13 protein-coding genes are annotated in these 14,091 nt (G+C 57.6%); 7 read left to right on the top strand and 6 right to left on the bottom strand.

Annotation, left to right across the window (positions count from 1 at the left end):
- Positions 1-17: 17 nt before the first annotated feature.
- Positions 18-401 carry a VOC family protein gene (locus RDA78_RS00590; RefSeq protein ID WP_434053438.1) on the bottom strand — a complete coding sequence of 128 codons (384 nt, stop codon included), beginning with the start codon at positions 399-401 and terminating at the stop codon, positions 18-20.
- Between the two features lie 126 nt (positions 402-527).
- Positions 528-1,340 carry a LysR substrate-binding domain-containing protein gene (locus RDA78_RS00585; RefSeq protein ID WP_434053437.1) on the bottom strand — a complete coding sequence of 271 codons (813 nt, stop codon included), beginning with the start codon at positions 1,338-1,340 and terminating at the stop codon, positions 528-530.
- A gap of 165 nt (positions 1,341-1,505) precedes the next feature.
- Between RDA78_RS00585 and RDA78_RS00580 the strand changes: the two genes are divergently transcribed.
- Together RDA78_RS00580 and RDA78_RS00575 are read left to right on the top strand one after the other, a co-directional pair.
- On the top strand, positions 1,506-2,213 hold the full coding sequence (locus tag RDA78_RS00580) for an SDR family oxidoreductase (RefSeq protein WP_434053436.1): 708 nt from the start codon (positions 1,506-1,508) through the stop codon (positions 2,211-2,213).
- Positions 2,214-2,732: 519 nt separating this feature from the next.
- The gene (locus tag RDA78_RS00575; RefSeq protein WP_434053435.1) at positions 2,733-3,980 is read left to right on the top strand and encodes a hypothetical protein; all 1,248 of its coding nucleotides are present in this window, start codon (positions 2,733-2,735) and stop codon (positions 3,978-3,980) included.
- Here the strand turns inward: RDA78_RS00575 and RDA78_RS00570 are convergent.
- On the bottom strand, positions 3,977-5,227 hold the full coding sequence (locus RDA78_RS00570) for an RNA polymerase sigma factor (RefSeq protein WP_434053434.1): 1,251 nt from the start codon (positions 5,225-5,227) through the stop codon (positions 3,977-3,979). The two genes, RDA78_RS00575 and RDA78_RS00570, sit on opposite strands and share 4 nt — an antisense overlap.
- Positions 5,196-5,588 carry a YciI family protein gene (locus RDA78_RS00565; RefSeq protein WP_434053433.1) on the bottom strand — a complete coding sequence of 131 codons (393 nt, stop codon included), beginning with the start codon at positions 5,586-5,588 and terminating at the stop codon, positions 5,196-5,198. The genes RDA78_RS00570 and RDA78_RS00565 overlap by 32 nt, the downstream gene beginning before the upstream one ends.
- Before the next feature lie 224 nt (positions 5,589-5,812).
- Between RDA78_RS00565 and RDA78_RS00560 the strand changes: the two genes are divergently transcribed.
- The 5 genes from RDA78_RS00560 to RDA78_RS00540 all read left to right on the top strand — a co-directional run bounded on the left by RDA78_RS00560 (position 5,813) and on the right by RDA78_RS00540 (position 11,099).
- Positions 5,813-7,741, top strand: a complete 1,929-nt coding sequence (locus tag RDA78_RS00560; protein ID WP_434053432.1) for a DUF3604 domain-containing protein — start codon at positions 5,813-5,815, stop codon at positions 7,739-7,741.
- 127 nt (positions 7,742-7,868) lie between these two features.
- Entirely contained in the window at positions 7,869-8,063 is a 195-nt protein-coding gene (locus RDA78_RS00555; RefSeq protein ID WP_421981504.1) for a hypothetical protein, read from the top strand.
- Positions 8,064-8,168: 105 nt separating this feature from the next.
- A complete protein-coding gene (locus RDA78_RS00550) occupies positions 8,169-9,218 on the top strand; it encodes a hypothetical protein (RefSeq protein ID WP_434053431.1) in 1,050 nt (349 codons plus the stop codon).
- A gap of 28 nt (positions 9,219-9,246) precedes the next feature.
- The gene (locus RDA78_RS00545) at positions 9,247-10,086 is read left to right on the top strand and encodes a peptidyl-prolyl cis-trans isomerase (protein ID WP_434053430.1); all 840 of its coding nucleotides are present in this window, start codon (positions 9,247-9,249) and stop codon (positions 10,084-10,086) included.
- A 14-nt stretch (positions 10,087-10,100) separates the two neighbouring features.
- Complete coding sequence (locus RDA78_RS00540) at positions 10,101-11,099, top strand: HupE/UreJ family protein (protein ID WP_434053429.1); 999 nt, start codon at positions 10,101-10,103, stop codon at positions 11,097-11,099.
- Between the two features lie 30 nt (positions 11,100-11,129).
- On the opposite strand, the gene RDA78_RS00535 is transcribed toward RDA78_RS00540, so the two are convergent.
- Together RDA78_RS00535 and RDA78_RS00530 are read right to left on the bottom strand one after the other, a co-directional pair.
- Positions 11,130-12,524, bottom strand: coding sequence for an aspartate aminotransferase family protein (locus RDA78_RS00535; RefSeq protein WP_434053428.1), 1,395 nt, complete (start codon positions 12,522-12,524; stop codon positions 11,130-11,132).
- Positions 12,525-12,553: 29 nt separating this feature from the next.
- Positions 12,554-13,960, bottom strand: a complete 1,407-nt coding sequence (locus tag RDA78_RS00530) for a glutamine synthetase family protein (protein ID WP_434053427.1) — start codon at positions 13,958-13,960, stop codon at positions 12,554-12,556.
- Between the last annotated feature and the right edge of the window lie 131 nt (positions 13,961-14,091).

Genomic DNA, 14,091 nt, shown 5'->3' with positions numbered 1-14,091 from the left:
AAATGTCTTGTCCGGGCTCAGCTCCCGGCCGGTTCTTCATAGGTGATGAGCGCGATGACCCCGCCGACCGGATCGATCAGCGTCGCCATGCGGCCGACGCCCGGGACACTCATCGGTTCGCCGGCGATGGTCGCGCCCAGTGCCTTGGCTTTTTCTATGCGCGCATCAACGTCATCGACCGTGACATAGGGCAGCCAGCGCGGCGCTTCGGCCGCCATCGGCGGAAAGCCACCGATCTTCTCTTCACCGTTGGCAATCACCGTGTAGGTCATGCCCGGCATTTCCATGTCTTCCAGGCCCCAACCGAGGAGGCTCGTATAGAACTCTTTCGCCTTTGTACCGTCCCCGCTGTGAAGCTCCATCCAGCTGAACGCGCCATGGGTTTGCATCGGATTGCTCATCTCTTCCATCCTCAAGGTTCATGATCTGCCTGGTCGGGCCAGGTGATCGGAGGACGCAAGAGACGTGTCAGATCCGACAGGGGTGAAAGTTTTTTTGAACCAAGCTGGGCGAGCCCATCTGCGTTGTCAGCGGATCTCGTTCTGGATCCAGTCGATCAGGGCAGTTGACGCGTTGCGATTGGCGGTCTTTCCGGCAGGCCGAAGCAACCAGAAACCGAGATCTCGCTCGCTTTCGTCCTGCCAAACCTCACACAGGCGACCTGATATGCTGTCGGCACGCGCGATGAGTTCGGGTGCGATCGCGACACCCTGCCCGTTTGCAGCCGCGTCCAATGCAAGCGACGTCTGATTGAATTGGAGGACCGGTTGCGGGCAGGAAACACCATGCTCCGGCAGCAGCTTCTCCCAGTATCTGTGTCCATCCTGGATCAGCGGCAGGCAGATCAGCTCGGTCATCTCGAGCGGAGCGTCGGCAGGCAGATCGATTTCCGGGCTGCAATAGGCCCGCAGGTTTATTGGTGCCAGGAGGTCAACGGCAAGATGCTGATCCGGCGGGCGTCTTCCCTGCCGGACCGCCACATCGACATCCTGCGTTTGAAAGTCGGTGAGGTGTTCGCTGGCGATGATCCTGACATCGATATCCGGATTGCGCTCCATGAATTTCGGCAGGCGGGGCACAAGCCATTTCGAGGCAAATGACGGGGGAAGGCTCAGGGTGACCCGGTTGACGACAGGTAATAGTTTTCTTGTGGCCTCGTCGATGATCTGAAGACCTCTCGACGTTTCTGCGTGGTAGCGATTGCCTGCTTCCGTGAATGACAGGCCGCGCGCCTTGCGATCAAACAGCATGATGCCCAAATCGGCTTCCAAAGCGCGCACTGCCTGAGCCACAGCGCCCTGTGTAAGATTGAGCTCTTCGGCGGCAAGCCGAAAGTTCAAGTGCCGTGCCGCCGCGTCAAACATTTTGATGTGTTGGAGTTTTGGAGAGCGCATCACTATCAAGACAGTAGTTTTTCTACATCCTATAGAAATTGAAAATGATTGGTCAAGCCGCACCGTCAAGTTTAGCTTCGCGTCAACTTGTGCAGATTCTGGAGGTTGGTGATGACGGAAACAAAAGTGGCGATTGTGACGGCCGGTGGCAGCGGCATGGGGGCGGACAGCGCACGCAAGCTGGCTCAGGATGGGTACAAGGTCGCGATTCTCTCGTCTTCGGGAAAGGGGGAGGCGATCGCCGCCGAGTTGGGCGGAATTGGCGTGACCGGATCCAATCAATCCAACGACGATCTCAAGCGGCTTGTGGACCTGACTCTGGATCGCTGGGGCAGAGTGGATGTGCTGGTCAACAGCGCCGGCCATGGTCCGCGTGCGCCTGTTCTGGAACTGACAGATGAGGACTGGCACATGGGGCTGGACGTCTATTTCATGAATGTGGTCCGTCCGACACGCCTAGTTGCGCCTGTCATGCAAAAGCAGAAGTCGGGCGCAATCATCAACATTTCCACCTTCGCAGCGTTCGAGCCGGACCCGGTTTTCCCGACATCCGGCGTTTTCCGCGCAGGTCTGGCGGCCTACACCAAGCTGTTTTCCGACAGGTACGCCGCCGACAATATCCGCATGAACAACGTCCTCCCGGGCTTTATCGACAGCTTGCCGGAAAAGGAGGATTTTCGCGTGAGGATCCCGATGGCGCGTTACGGAAAGTCTTTTGAGGAGATTGCATCTGTCGTCGCATTTCTCGCGTCCGACGGCGCCGGCTACATCACGGGTCAGAATATCCGTGTTGACGGCGGCATCACCCGCTCGGTCTAGGTGGATGGACCCATAAATGAGGCCGTAATGGTTTGAGGCGGCATACTTCCCATCAGGGAGCGAAAGCGCAGGAAATGTCCCTCGTTTTCAAGCCTTTCGCAACGCCGAGGAGAAGCAAGCCGGTCAAATCCGAAGGACATGGAAATAGCTTCACCCCGTGGCGTCAGCGCGCTTGACCGGGCAAAAAGCCCGCTCTGCACGCGCTTCGTCCCGAGATCTTGCCAGCTCTGCCGCCAAATCGGACTCATTTTTGGGTCCTGATCCTAGCTGCGGATACTAAAAAAGTTGTTCACTCGCGTTGAAGATCTGAGACTGGATGGTGACCTGCCTGGTCCCGCCAGGTGATCGGAGGACGCAAGAGACGTGTCAGACCCGACAGAGGGTGCGCCTCAAAGGCAAAATGTTTCGCAGAAATTCTCTCTGACGACCTTTCGGGTTGCTGGAATTTTGTTTGTTATTATCGGTTGCATCGATTAACTTGGTGTCCCAAAGAAATTTGCCATACGAGGTCAGGTTTAAATGGTTAGATCACCGACTATTTTTGGTTTTACGCTAGCGATCTTTTTATACTCAAATACTGTGCTCGCAGGTAATGTTGCCGTAACAATAGAGGGAGCTTTTTTAGTTGGCGAAAAAGCAACAACAATAAATACAAGAAAGCGTGTTGACTATTTGCCTATCGGCACTGTTGTTAAGGTTCGAGAGTGTCTTCCCTTAGTTGAAGTTCGCAGAAATCGCATGATGGAATATTGTAAAGTTGAAAGTGAATTTGGGATCGACGGGCTCTTGAGAAAAGACCTTTTTAGATTTTTAGACGAGAGTCTTCTTGGGGTGGCTGTCGGAGATAGTGAAATTGAGATTTGCAACTCGTCAGGGAATCGTTACTCGTCCTTTTCAAGATCGGAGGGGGTATACGTTGCAAATGTGAAAGATCTCGATGAAAAATACTATGAAGTCGAACTTCCTTGGACGGAGAAAAAATCAGGACGCAGGCAGCGGGCTGCAGAAGTCGGATGGCTTCGGAAGTCAGATGTGGCAAGCGGTCAAGTAAAGTTATTAAAATCGAGTGAAGACCAAATGAACGTGCAACAAGTTCTTAGTGACGGACTGACACTCGATGTTCCGATTCGCAGTTTGAAAAGAGTCAATCAAGAGCTCTTGGAATCAATTAAGAGTAAGTCCGGTAGTATTCCAGAGTCTCAAATATACGATACCATCCAAAAGAAGATCGATGAAGTGGCAAATGCACTTGATATCGCTTCCGAGGTGATCCAGTGTTATTCGGAGTTAAAGGCTAATATCAAAACTGGATTTGAAATATTTGGAAGTGGTCTAGGATTTGAAGCTGAGATTAAATTTTCAGAAGCTGGAAATTACTTTGACTATAATGCCGAGTTTTTAATAAACAACGGGGAGCATGAGCTGACGCTACTAAGCTTTGGTAACTATAGGTGCTCAAAATCAATCCGCCCTAGACCTGTGGTAATGGAAACGTTTGATTTGTTTGCAGATCAATCTCCAAACAAGGGGAACAGTATTCCAGTCGTTTCAAACGTTTCTAGCACCAGGAGAGTTTTGTCGCCTCCAACAAATGGTTTGCCTAGAATGTTTCGCGTTAATTCTAGGGAAAGCTACTTTAGTTTGAGGCATGAATTAGGCGAGGTGCTCGATGAAAACAACTTATGGTATGAGAACATGAGTGAAGAATTGAGGAGAGTGATTTTGCACATAGTTGTTTCCAAGGTGTCGACATACACTTCAAATTAATCGTCTTCAGATCGGATCGTTCTTATTTTTTCAAGAATGTGGGATTGCTCAGGTTTCGAGCCACAAAGTGCAAGCGCCTTCTTCAGTGACAACAACGCTGGCTTCTCGCGTCCGGTGAGAGCGAAGAGTTCTCCTTGTACCGCGTGGAAGCTTGCATATCGATCCAGTGGAGCGGCGAGCTTGTCCAGGAGCGCAAGTGCTGCCTCGGGCCCATTCAGCCTTGCGATGACGACGGCCCTATTGAGCGACACGACGGGCGAAGGCCGGATGATTTCCAGCGCGCGATAGAGCCGGTCCAGTTCAACCCAGTCGGTTGCCTCGTAGCTGGGGGCATGCGCATGGGTTGCCGCGATGGCGGCTTCGATCTGCAGCGGGCCGGGTGTTCCCTTGCGCAGGGCCGCCTCGAGAAGAACGGTGCCTTCGGCAATATTCGTACGATCCCAGCCGGACCGGTCCTGATGTTCGAGGGTGATGGCATCGCCCTGCTCCGAAATGCGCGCCTTGCGGCGCGAGTGCTGAATGAGACACAGCGCCAGAAGACCACGCAGTTCCGGTTCCCCGGGGAAAAGGCGGACGAGCAGGCGCGCCAGCCGGATCGCCTCTTCGCACAAGGTCTCGCGGATGAGGTCCTCCCCGCAAGAGGCCGAGTAGCCCTCGTTGAAGACCAGATAAATCGCATTGGCAACGGCGGAAAAGCGCACCGCGCGTGCCGCGGCATCCGGGTCTTCGTAGCGAAGCCTGGCGGCGCTGAGGCGTTTCTTGGCGCGGGTGATCCGCTGTTCCATCGTTTTTGGCTGAACGAGAAAGGCTCTCGCAATCTCTTCCACAGAAAGTCCGGCAACAATCTTTAGGGCAAGCGCGATCTGCTGATCCCGACGCAGCACCGGATGGCAGCAGGTGAACAGTAGCCGGAGCACGTCGTCCCTGTAGGCGGCGCGATCGATCGTCACTGTCAGCGTTTCTTCGGGGTGCGGTCCTTCATGCAGGGGTTCCAGGTCATCAGGCGCGGTCAGGGTTTCGTAACGCTTTTTCCGGAAGGCATCGATGGCTGCGTTGCGTCCGGCGACGATCAGCCAGGCTGCAGGATCCTTCGGGATATCGTTGTTCTGCCAGGATCTGACAGCCCTGAGCGACGCCTCCTGAAAGGCATCTTCTGCAAGATCGATATCGCCGAGCGCACGGTTCAGGGCTGCCAGCACACGCGGGCGGGCAGCTCTAAGATGCGTCGATAACCATGCGTTCGCCATTCTTGAAATCAGCCCCTTCGAAATACTCCACCGGACGCACTTCAACCCGCCCATATTCAAGAGGCAGCAGCTTCACCGTGTCGATGGCCTCTTCGAGCGAGGGGCAATCGATGAGGTAAAATCCCATGAATTGTTCCTTTGTCTCCGCGAAGGGGCCGTCGGTCACCAGGTAGCCGTCGCTTTCCTTGTTGACGGTGACGGCGGTTCCCGTCGACATCAGCTTGGTCGCTGCAGCGAACGTCCTGCTTGTCTTGGTGTGTTCGTGAAAGGCGCGATGGTGGCTCATGATTTCGGCATGCTCCTCCGGCGAAACGGCATCCATGATATCTTCGCTGGCGTAAATCAGCACGGAAAACAGCATTGTATTGGCCTCCGGGTTGCGGGATCGATGACCGAGGAACGTTCCGGCCCGAGCATATCCGACACCGGGGGTTTAGAAAATTGCCTGCGGTGGGGCGAAGGCAACCTGGTCCGCAAAAAACCAAAAAAGTAATGTTACTCAATAACATCGCTAAAATTGGCAAGCTTCTCCAGCCACGGGGAATGTGCATTACTTTGTGCAACGTTCTTTGTGGGAGAACTTCAATGCGTACAGCTACCCTTGCAATTCTGGCCTGTTTTTCCGTTGCATCAATGCCCTCGGCACAGGAGTTCGACGTCAACGAGGACCAACTGCAGGACGTCTACCCCGGCGAAGCCTATTCCCCCTATGCGGGCCGGAACTTTCCGGAACATCCGCTGTGGGGCGACTCGCACCTGCACACGGGACAATCCATGGATGCGGGCGGGTTTGGCGCGCGATTGACCCAGGAACAGGCATGGCGCTTTGCGCGCGGTGAGGAAATCACCGCGTCATCAGGACAGCCCGTGCGCCTTTACCGTCCGCTGGACTGGCTCGTGATTACCGAACACTCGGATGGTATGGGTCTGATCACCGATATTCTGGATGCCTCACCCGGGGTCACGAAATACGAGCAGGGCCGGAAATGGTCGGAGGGTTACCGGGCCGGCGGGCAGGAAGCGGTGGCCGCGACCATCGACCTGATCACCCAATTCAGTCAGGGGGCGGTCAATCCGGAACTCTTTGCCCAGTATCAGCCCGGTGCGCGCCGTTTCGCGTCGATCTGGTCGGACAATGTCAGAACGGCGGACGCTTTCAACGAGCCGGGACGGTTCACGGCTCTGATCGGTTTCGAATGGACTTCGCTCGACAAGGGCAACAACCTGCACCGCAACGTGATATTCCGCGATGGCTCCGAAAGGGCCGGACAAGTCGTTCCCTTCACCATGACACCGCCATTTGGAAGCCCCGACCCGCTCGACCTCTACGAGTGGATGCAGACCTATGAGGAGAAGACCAACGGTGCGGTGCTGGCGCTGGCACATAACGGCAATCTCTCCAATGGCGTCATGTTCCCGATGGACAAGCAGTTTACCGGCAAAGCGCTGGACAAGGACTATGTCGAGCAGCGCGCCAAATGGGAGCCGCTTTACGAAATCACCCAGATCAAGGGCGACGGTGAAGCTCACCCGTTCCTGTCTCCCAATGACGAGTTCGCGGATTACTACAACTGGGATGCAGGCAATCTGGACCTGACCACCGCCAAGACCAACGAAATGCTCGCGGGCGAATATGCGCGCGAAGCGCTCAAGAACGGCTTTCTGCTGGAAGAAAAGTTCGGCACCAACCCGTACAAGTTCGGCTTTTCCGGAGCAACCGACAGCCACACCGGCCTGGCGACGTTCGAGGAAGAGAATTTCTTCGGCAAACACACCGGTTACGAGCCCTCGCCGGAACGCCTGAACCATCCGTTCGTAAAGACCGAGAACGGTGAGCTTTTTGCCTGGCAGATGGTTTCTTCCGGCATCACGGGCGTGTGGGCGGAAGAGAACACGCGCGAATCCATTTTCGATGCGATGCAGCGCAAGGAAGTCTACGCAACGACTGGTCCGCGCATCATGGTGCGGCTGTTCGGCGGCTGGGAATTCACCGATCAGGATATGCAGACGCGCAATCCGGCTCTGCTGGGATATCGCAAGGGCGTGCCGATGGGCGGCGACCTGATGCCGAAGCCGGAGGCGGCCGAGGCACCGTCCTTTATGGTTTACGCACTGCGCGACGCGGTCGGGGCGAACCTCGACCGGATCCAGATCGTCAAGGGTTGGCTGGACACCGACGGAAACACCCAGGAACAGGTCTATGATGTGGCCTGGTCCGATGACCGCCAGCCCGGAGGCGACGGCAAGCTGCCTCCTGTCGGCAATACAGTCGACGTGGCAAGTGCAAGCTGGACCAACTCGATCGGAGCGTCGGAACTGGCGACTATCTGGACCGATCCGGATTTCGATCCGGCCGAGCGCGCCTTCTACTATGCTCGTGTTCTGGAGATCCCGACGCCGCCCTGGTACGTCTACGATGCCTTCCGATACGGCGTCGACATTCCTGAAGGCGCGCCGACAGCGCAGCAGGAACGAGCTTACACATCTCCGATCTGGTTCACGCCGGAATCGTGATCATGCTTCACGCCAATCCGGCATACCTTGAGGCATATCGTTGCGGCAGGTTTTGCTCAGGCTATGATGGGAGCGGCAGGACAGTTTTGCACCTGCCGTTCCAGGTCACGGACAGGAGAGACCTTGCATGAAACTCAAAGACACGATTTTCCCGGTTATCATGCTCCTTGCGCTGTTCGGCATGATCGTGATGGCGTTCAATCTGCCGGTCGGAATGGGGACGAAACAGCTCGGTGTTCTTGTGTTCGGCGCCATCCTCGTTTTTGGCGTGTTCAATCTGGCGCTGGTGTTTCTGGACAGTGTGAAAAAGAAGGGGCCGTGATACGGCGTACCCGCGAAGGTGACCTGCATGCGCCATACGATCATGCGATTTCGTCCGCTTCGGCGACTTGAAGGAATTTTGCAAAAAGCGGTCTTGTTCAAGTGCATGGCTGCCGCGGCTGTCGTCGCCTTCTGGCCCTCCGGCGCGGGCGCCTGTTCCTTTCACAACTACGTGCCGACCAAGACGGCGGTGGACTGGGTGCTGACCGGGCGGGCGGCCGTGCTTGTGCGACCGGACCCGGAAAATGCGTTTTCCTACATGGTCACGGAGGTGTTGCGCGGGAATTCCGGCATGGATGCCCCGCCGTTTCTGATCGACAGCGCCACGCGCACGAGGCTCCTCCAAAACCGGAAAGACGCCGTTCTGTTCGGCCTGAGCGAAAACGGATCATGGATACGGATCGCATACGTGAAGGACGACTACCGGCGGGCACTCGATGCTGTTGTTGCCAAAGCGCCGGACTGGGGCAAGAAGGACTATCACCCGGAACGAATGCAGCGGTTTTCGAATTATCTCCAGCATTCGGACCCCGAGTTGCGCAAACTGGCATTGCTGGAGATTGATCGCGCACCCTATGCCCTGCTTCGACAGATCAAGACGGACGTTCCCGCCGCGTATCTGTTGGAATTGCTGCGTTCCCGCGAGGCCTATGCTTACCGGCCGATTGTTGCCCTGCTCCTGGGGCTAAACAGGTCGGTCGAAGCGCAATCCGTCATCAGCGACTTTATCGACCGCTCGGCGGATTGGGCATGGGCGGAACATTTGGGACCGTTTGCAACGGCGCTGATAGAACAGGAAGGCGTCAACGGGATTGCGAGGCTCGAGTCGTTTCTGACTGACCCGGGGCAACCCCTTACGAAACTGGAATCCGTTGTCGAAGCCATGGCGATACATCACGGTGTCGGCACGCCTTCCATCCGGGAAGCGGTTTTCAACGTCCTGACGTCCTTCGCCAGAAATCGTCCGGGCGGGTCTGTCCTGATCGCCCGGCAATTTTCACAAAGACAGAACTGGGCGTTTGGCGCCAGCCTCGAGCCTTTGCTTGAAACCAGTGGCAACCTGTCATCGGGCAGCAAGCTCGTCGTCGCGGCCTATGTCGCTCAATCGCGCGTGAACCGTGGACAAACGCAACCGGACAATCCCCCGGTGCAATGAAGCAGATGCAAGTGGTGAAAGTTCAGTGATGTCCGGTCTTCGTCAGTTCTATCGTCAGCCGTTGCTGCATTTTCTGCTGCTCGGTGCTCTGATCTTCGCCGCTTACGGCGTCGTCTCGCCGGGTCCGGAGACTGAGCCGGAACCGGCGGGTGAAGACATCATCGTGACCCGGCAACAGCTGGATCGCCTGACCGACGAATACAGCGCAACGTGGCAGCGCCCACCGGGTCCGGACGAACTGGAAGCGCTCATCGACGGATACATTCGCGAGGAAATCCTGGTACGTGAAGCGCTCCGGCTGGGATTGGACCAGGGCGACACGGTCATACGCCGCCGTCTGGCGCAGAAAATGGACTTCCTGGCAACCTCCGCGGCCCGATCGCAGCAGCCGACCGAGCAGGATCTTGCGGACTTCTACGCGGCGAACGAAAGCTATTACCTCCAGCCCGGGCGGATCGCGTTTGAACAGGTTTTTCTCGGATCGACCGTGGATGAGGAACTGGTTGAAGAACTCCTGGAGAACCTGCGCAAAGGCGCCAACCCGGAACAGCTTGGCAAAAGGACGCTATTGCCGTTCCGGATGCGCCTTGCCGAAAAGGCACGGATCGAGAGCCTCTTAGGCGAAGGGTCCTTTGAGAAGCTGAACGTGTTGCCACTGAACCAGTGGCAGGGGCCTGTCAGATCCGGATACGGCGCGCATCTTGTACGCGTTACCGAGAACCAGCCCGCGGAACTGCGCGCATTCGAGGACGTCAGAGAAGATGTGGTGACCGACTGGACACAGAAGAAAGCTCAGGACATCAGGGCGGATGCGCTTGAAGCGATGCGGCAGAGGTATCGCATTGTTCTGCCGGAGGACACGCAGTGATCCGGAAGGTGTGTTTGATCCTTGCCTTGCTGTGCGCCGTTTTCAGCGCTCAAAATGCAGCTCACGGCCATGCCCTTCAACCAGGGTATGCTGCGCTCGAACAGACGGGAGACAACACATGGCAGGTGTACTGGCGCAAGCCGGATGTCTCCGGACGGCCCATGCCGATCGATCTGTCACTTCCTGCCGGATGCGCTCCTCAAACGGGACCCGCCCCGACGTCGCGGGAAGGGGCCTGGGAGACATCTTGGACCGCAGTTTGCGACGGTCCTCTCTCAGCCGGCACCGTGTCCATTCCAGGACTTGAGAAAACCCGGACAGACGTTCTTGTGCGGATTTCGCCCCTTGAAAGCACGACGGTCTCGCTTCGCCTGACCGCTGCGGAACCCACCGCGATCGTGCCCGCGGAGGCCGGTTCACTTGACGTCTTTACCGCCTATGTCGGTCTCGGTTTCGAGCACATCCTTGAGGGGTGGGATCACCTGTTGTTCCTGTTTACGCTGTTGGTTCTAATCCGTGACTTCTGGCGCCTGGTGGGGGCGGTAACCGCGTTCACCGTTGCGCACAGCCTGACGCTCGCCGCGGCAACGCTCGGGTGGATCACCTTGCCGCCCGCACCTGTCGAGGCGATCATTGCCTTGTCGATCGTCTTCCTTGCAAGCGAAATTGCGCTCAGCAAGGATGGCCGGGCGCGGCTTTCCCAATCGGCGCCCTGGCTGGTGACGTTCGCCTTCGGGCTCTTGCACGGCCTCGGGTTCGCTGGCGCCCTGAAGGAAATCGGACTGCCGCAATCGGATATCCCGCTTGCGCTGCTTGCGTTCAATGTCGGCGTCGAAGCAGGACAGCTTGCGTTTGTGGTCGCAGCACTTGCGGCGCTGACCGTGGTGTCAAAGCTGTTGCTGAAGGGACCCCTGCTGGCCTATCGGCCTGTCAGCCTGTGCATGGCCTACGCGATCGGCAGTCTTTCCAGCTTCTGGCTGATCGAACGGATCCTCTCTTTCGGCGCAGCCTGATTGGTCGGCTGCACAGCTTGGACAACTGGCTCAGGAGAGCCAGTTGTCCTTTTTCAGGGCCTGGTACGTGTCATCCAGGGTCTTTTCCGCCGTCTTGACGAGGAAGTCGGCTTCTTCATGGGTGAGCACCAGCGGCGGCGAGATGATCATGCTGTCCCGGACAGCGCGCATGACCATGCCGTTCCGGAACGAGATGTCCCGGCAGATGGTGCCGACCGTGCCCACGTCCGGGAAGGCTTTTTTCAGGTCGGTCTTGTCCGGCACGAGTTCCAGCGCGCCCATCAGCCCGGTCATGCGGGCTTCCCCGACCAGCGGATGTTCACCGAGCGTGCGCCAGCGTTCCTGGAGATAGGGGCCGATGTCGGATTTGACCCGGTCCACCAGGCCATCGCGTTCGATGATCTCCAGGTTGGCAAGCGCGGCGGCCGCACAGACCGGGTGGCCGGAATAGGTGTAGCCGTGATTGAAGTCGTCGCCGGCATTCATCAGACCTTCTGCGACGCGGTCGGAGACAAGCACGCCGCCCATCGGCAGATACCCTGACGTGAGGCCCTTCGCGATCGGCATCAGGTCCGGTTTCATGCCGAAATAGGTGGACCCGAACCACTCGCCGAGGCGTCCGAACCCGCAGATGACTTCGTCGGAGACAAACAGGATCTCGCGTTCGTCAAGGATCCGGCGCACTTCCGGCCAGTAGGTCTCGGGCGGAATGATGACGCCGCCCGCACCCTGGATCGGTTCCGCGATGAACGCGGCAACATTGTCCTCGCCGATTTCGTCGATCGCCTCTTCCAGCTTGCGGGCCGCAAGATGCCCGAATTCCTCCGGGCTCATATCCTGGCCTTCGCCGAACCAGTAGGGCTGGTCGATGTGATGGACGCCCGCCACCGGCAGATCGCCCTGTGCATGCATGGCCTTCATGCCGCCCAGGCTCGTGCCGGCAAGGGTTGAACCGTGATAGCCGTTCCAGCGGCCGATGATCACCTTCTTGTCGGGCTTGCCCATCTTGTCCCAGTAGGTGCGGACCATACGGAAAACCGTGTCATTCGCTTCCGAACCGGACGAGCAATAAAAGACCGTGTTGATATTATCCGGAGCCAGCTTCGCCAGCTTTTCCGACAGCGCGATCGCCGGTGGGTGGGTCGTCTTGAAAAAGGTGTTGTAGTAGGCAAGCTCGTTCATCTGGCGATAGACGGCATCGGCGATTTCGGTCCTCCCGTGACCGACCTGGACGCACCAGAGACCTGCCATGCCATCCAGGATCTTCTTGCCGTCCGAATCCGTGATCCAGACACCATCGGCCGACGTCACGATACGGCTACCCTCGGCGTTCAGGGATTTCATGTCGGAGAACGGATGCCAGTGGTGGGCGGCATCGATTTCCTGCAGAGCCTTGGTCGGGTAGATGTTGGAATGGGCCGTCATGGCATGAACTCCGGGAAAAAGGGAACGGATCAGACGTTGAGCAGGAGATATTCCCGCTCCCAGGCGCTGATCACGGACATGAAGGTTTCGAATTCTTCGTATTTGATGGCGCGATAGGTGGCGACGAACTGCTCACCGAACACCTCGACCATCTCTTCGGAATTTTCGAACTGTGCGACTGCCTCCGGCAGCCCGCGTGGCAGGGATTTGGCAAGCTCCGTGCAATCGTCGCTCCGGGGCGCGTCCGGCTTCAGTTCGTTCACGATGCCGAGATAGCCGCAGGCAAGGCTGGCGGCGATCGAAAGATAGGGATTGGCGTCGGAACCCGGAATCCGGTTTTCAAGCCGCCTTGCTTCCGGACTGGAGTAGGGAACCCGCAGGCCGACGGTCCTGTTGTCGTAACCCCAGTAGACATTCACCGGCGATGTCGACGTCTTGGAAAACCGCCGGTAGGAATTCACGAAAGGCGCCATGATGCAGGTCACCTTTGGCAGGTAGGCCTGGTGCCCGGCGATGAAGGACAGGAACGCCGGGGTTTCTTCGCCGTTCTCGCCCGCGAAGATGTTCTGCCCCGTTTCTCTGTCGATGACCGACTGGTGGATATGCATCGCCGAGCCGGGCTGGTGTGACATCGGCTTGGACATGAAGGTCGCGTACATGTCGTGCCTGAGAGCGGCTTCACGGATGGTGCGCTTGAACAGGAAGACCTGGTCGGCGAGGGCAAGCGGATTGCCATGACGCAGGTTGATTTCCATTTGCGCCGCCCCTTCCTCGTGGATCAGGGTGTCGATCTCCAGTCCCTGTTGTTCGGAAAGGTCGTAAATGTCGTCGATCAGCTCGTCGAACTCGTTCAAGGCGGAAATGGAGTAGGATTGGCGCCCGACTTCGGGACGGCCCGAGCGGCCCGTCGGCGGTTCGAGCGGGTAGTCCGGATCCGTATTGGGCCGCACCAGGTAAAACTCGATCTCAGGGGCGATGACCGGTTTCCAGCCCTTGTCATCGTAGAGCTTCAGAATGCGTTTCAGAACGTTGCGCGGTGCGGTCTCCACGGGAGCACCCTGGCGGGTATAGGCGTCGTGGATCAGCTGTGCGGTCGGATCGCTCTCCCACGGGACAGAGGTCAGTGTGCTGTAGTCAGCACGGAAATAGAGATCGCCGTCCGTCGGATTGTGCTGGAAACGGTCGTCGTCATCGGGATAGTCACCGGAGATCGTCTGCGCGAAGATGGAGGCGGGCATGGTCATGACGGGGCCGGAGAAAAACTTCTCCACCGGCATCATCTTGCCGCGCGCGACGCCCGCAAGGTCCGGAACGATACATTCGATATCTTCGATGTTGCGGGCATGCAGCCACTCGCGTGCGGCATCACCGTCGGGAACACCGCGCAAACTCTCTGCTGCTTTGGGACGGGTGTTTGTCGGCGTCTGATCACTCACGAGAGGCTCCGGGGTCTTGTCATGGTCTGGCGGGTCGGCTCATTCACATCGGCAAAAAGCATGTTGCCTGAAGGTTGATTTGCAACGAAGTGTCTATTTTGTGATCACAAAATGACATGGACTGCAGAGCG

The organism is Roseibium sp., from assembly GCF_051016195.1.
GTDB lineage: Bacteria > Pseudomonadota > Alphaproteobacteria > Rhizobiales > Stappiaceae > Roseibium.
Note: the sequence above shows the minus strand (reverse complement) of the source record. Positions and strands in the feature narration are given on the sequence as shown.

Bases quoted from the DNA above. Each gene is read 5' to 3' on its own strand.
- RDA78_RS00590 (WP_434053438.1), bottom strand. From the start codon at position 401: ATGAGCAATCCGATGCAAACCCATGGCGCGTTCAGCTGGATGGAGCTT.
- RDA78_RS00580 (WP_434053436.1), top strand. From the start codon at position 1,506: ATGACGGAAACAAAAGTGGCGATTGTGACGGCCGGTGGCAGCGGCATG.
- RDA78_RS00575 (WP_434053435.1), top strand. From the start codon at position 2,733: ATGGTTAGATCACCGACTATTTTTGGTTTTACGCTAGCGATCTTTTTA.
- RDA78_RS00570 (WP_434053434.1), bottom strand. From the start codon at position 5,227: ATGGCGAACGCATGGTTATCGACGCATCTTAGAGCTGCCCGCCCGCGT.
- RDA78_RS00565 (WP_434053433.1), bottom strand. From the start codon at position 5,588: ATGCTGTTTTCCGTGCTGATTTACGCCAGCGAAGATATCATGGATGCC.
- RDA78_RS00560 (WP_434053432.1), top strand. From the start codon at position 5,813: ATGCGTACAGCTACCCTTGCAATTCTGGCCTGTTTTTCCGTTGCATCA.
- RDA78_RS00555 (WP_421981504.1), top strand. From the start codon at position 7,869: ATGAAACTCAAAGACACGATTTTCCCGGTTATCATGCTCCTTGCGCTG.
- RDA78_RS00550 (WP_434053431.1), top strand. From the start codon at position 8,169: ATGGCTGCCGCGGCTGTCGTCGCCTTCTGGCCCTCCGGCGCGGGCGCC.
- RDA78_RS00545 (WP_434053430.1), top strand. From the start codon at position 9,247: ATGTCCGGTCTTCGTCAGTTCTATCGTCAGCCGTTGCTGCATTTTCTG.
- RDA78_RS00535 (WP_434053428.1), bottom strand. From the start codon at position 12,524: ATGACGGCCCATTCCAACATCTACCCGACCAAGGCTCTGCAGGAAATC.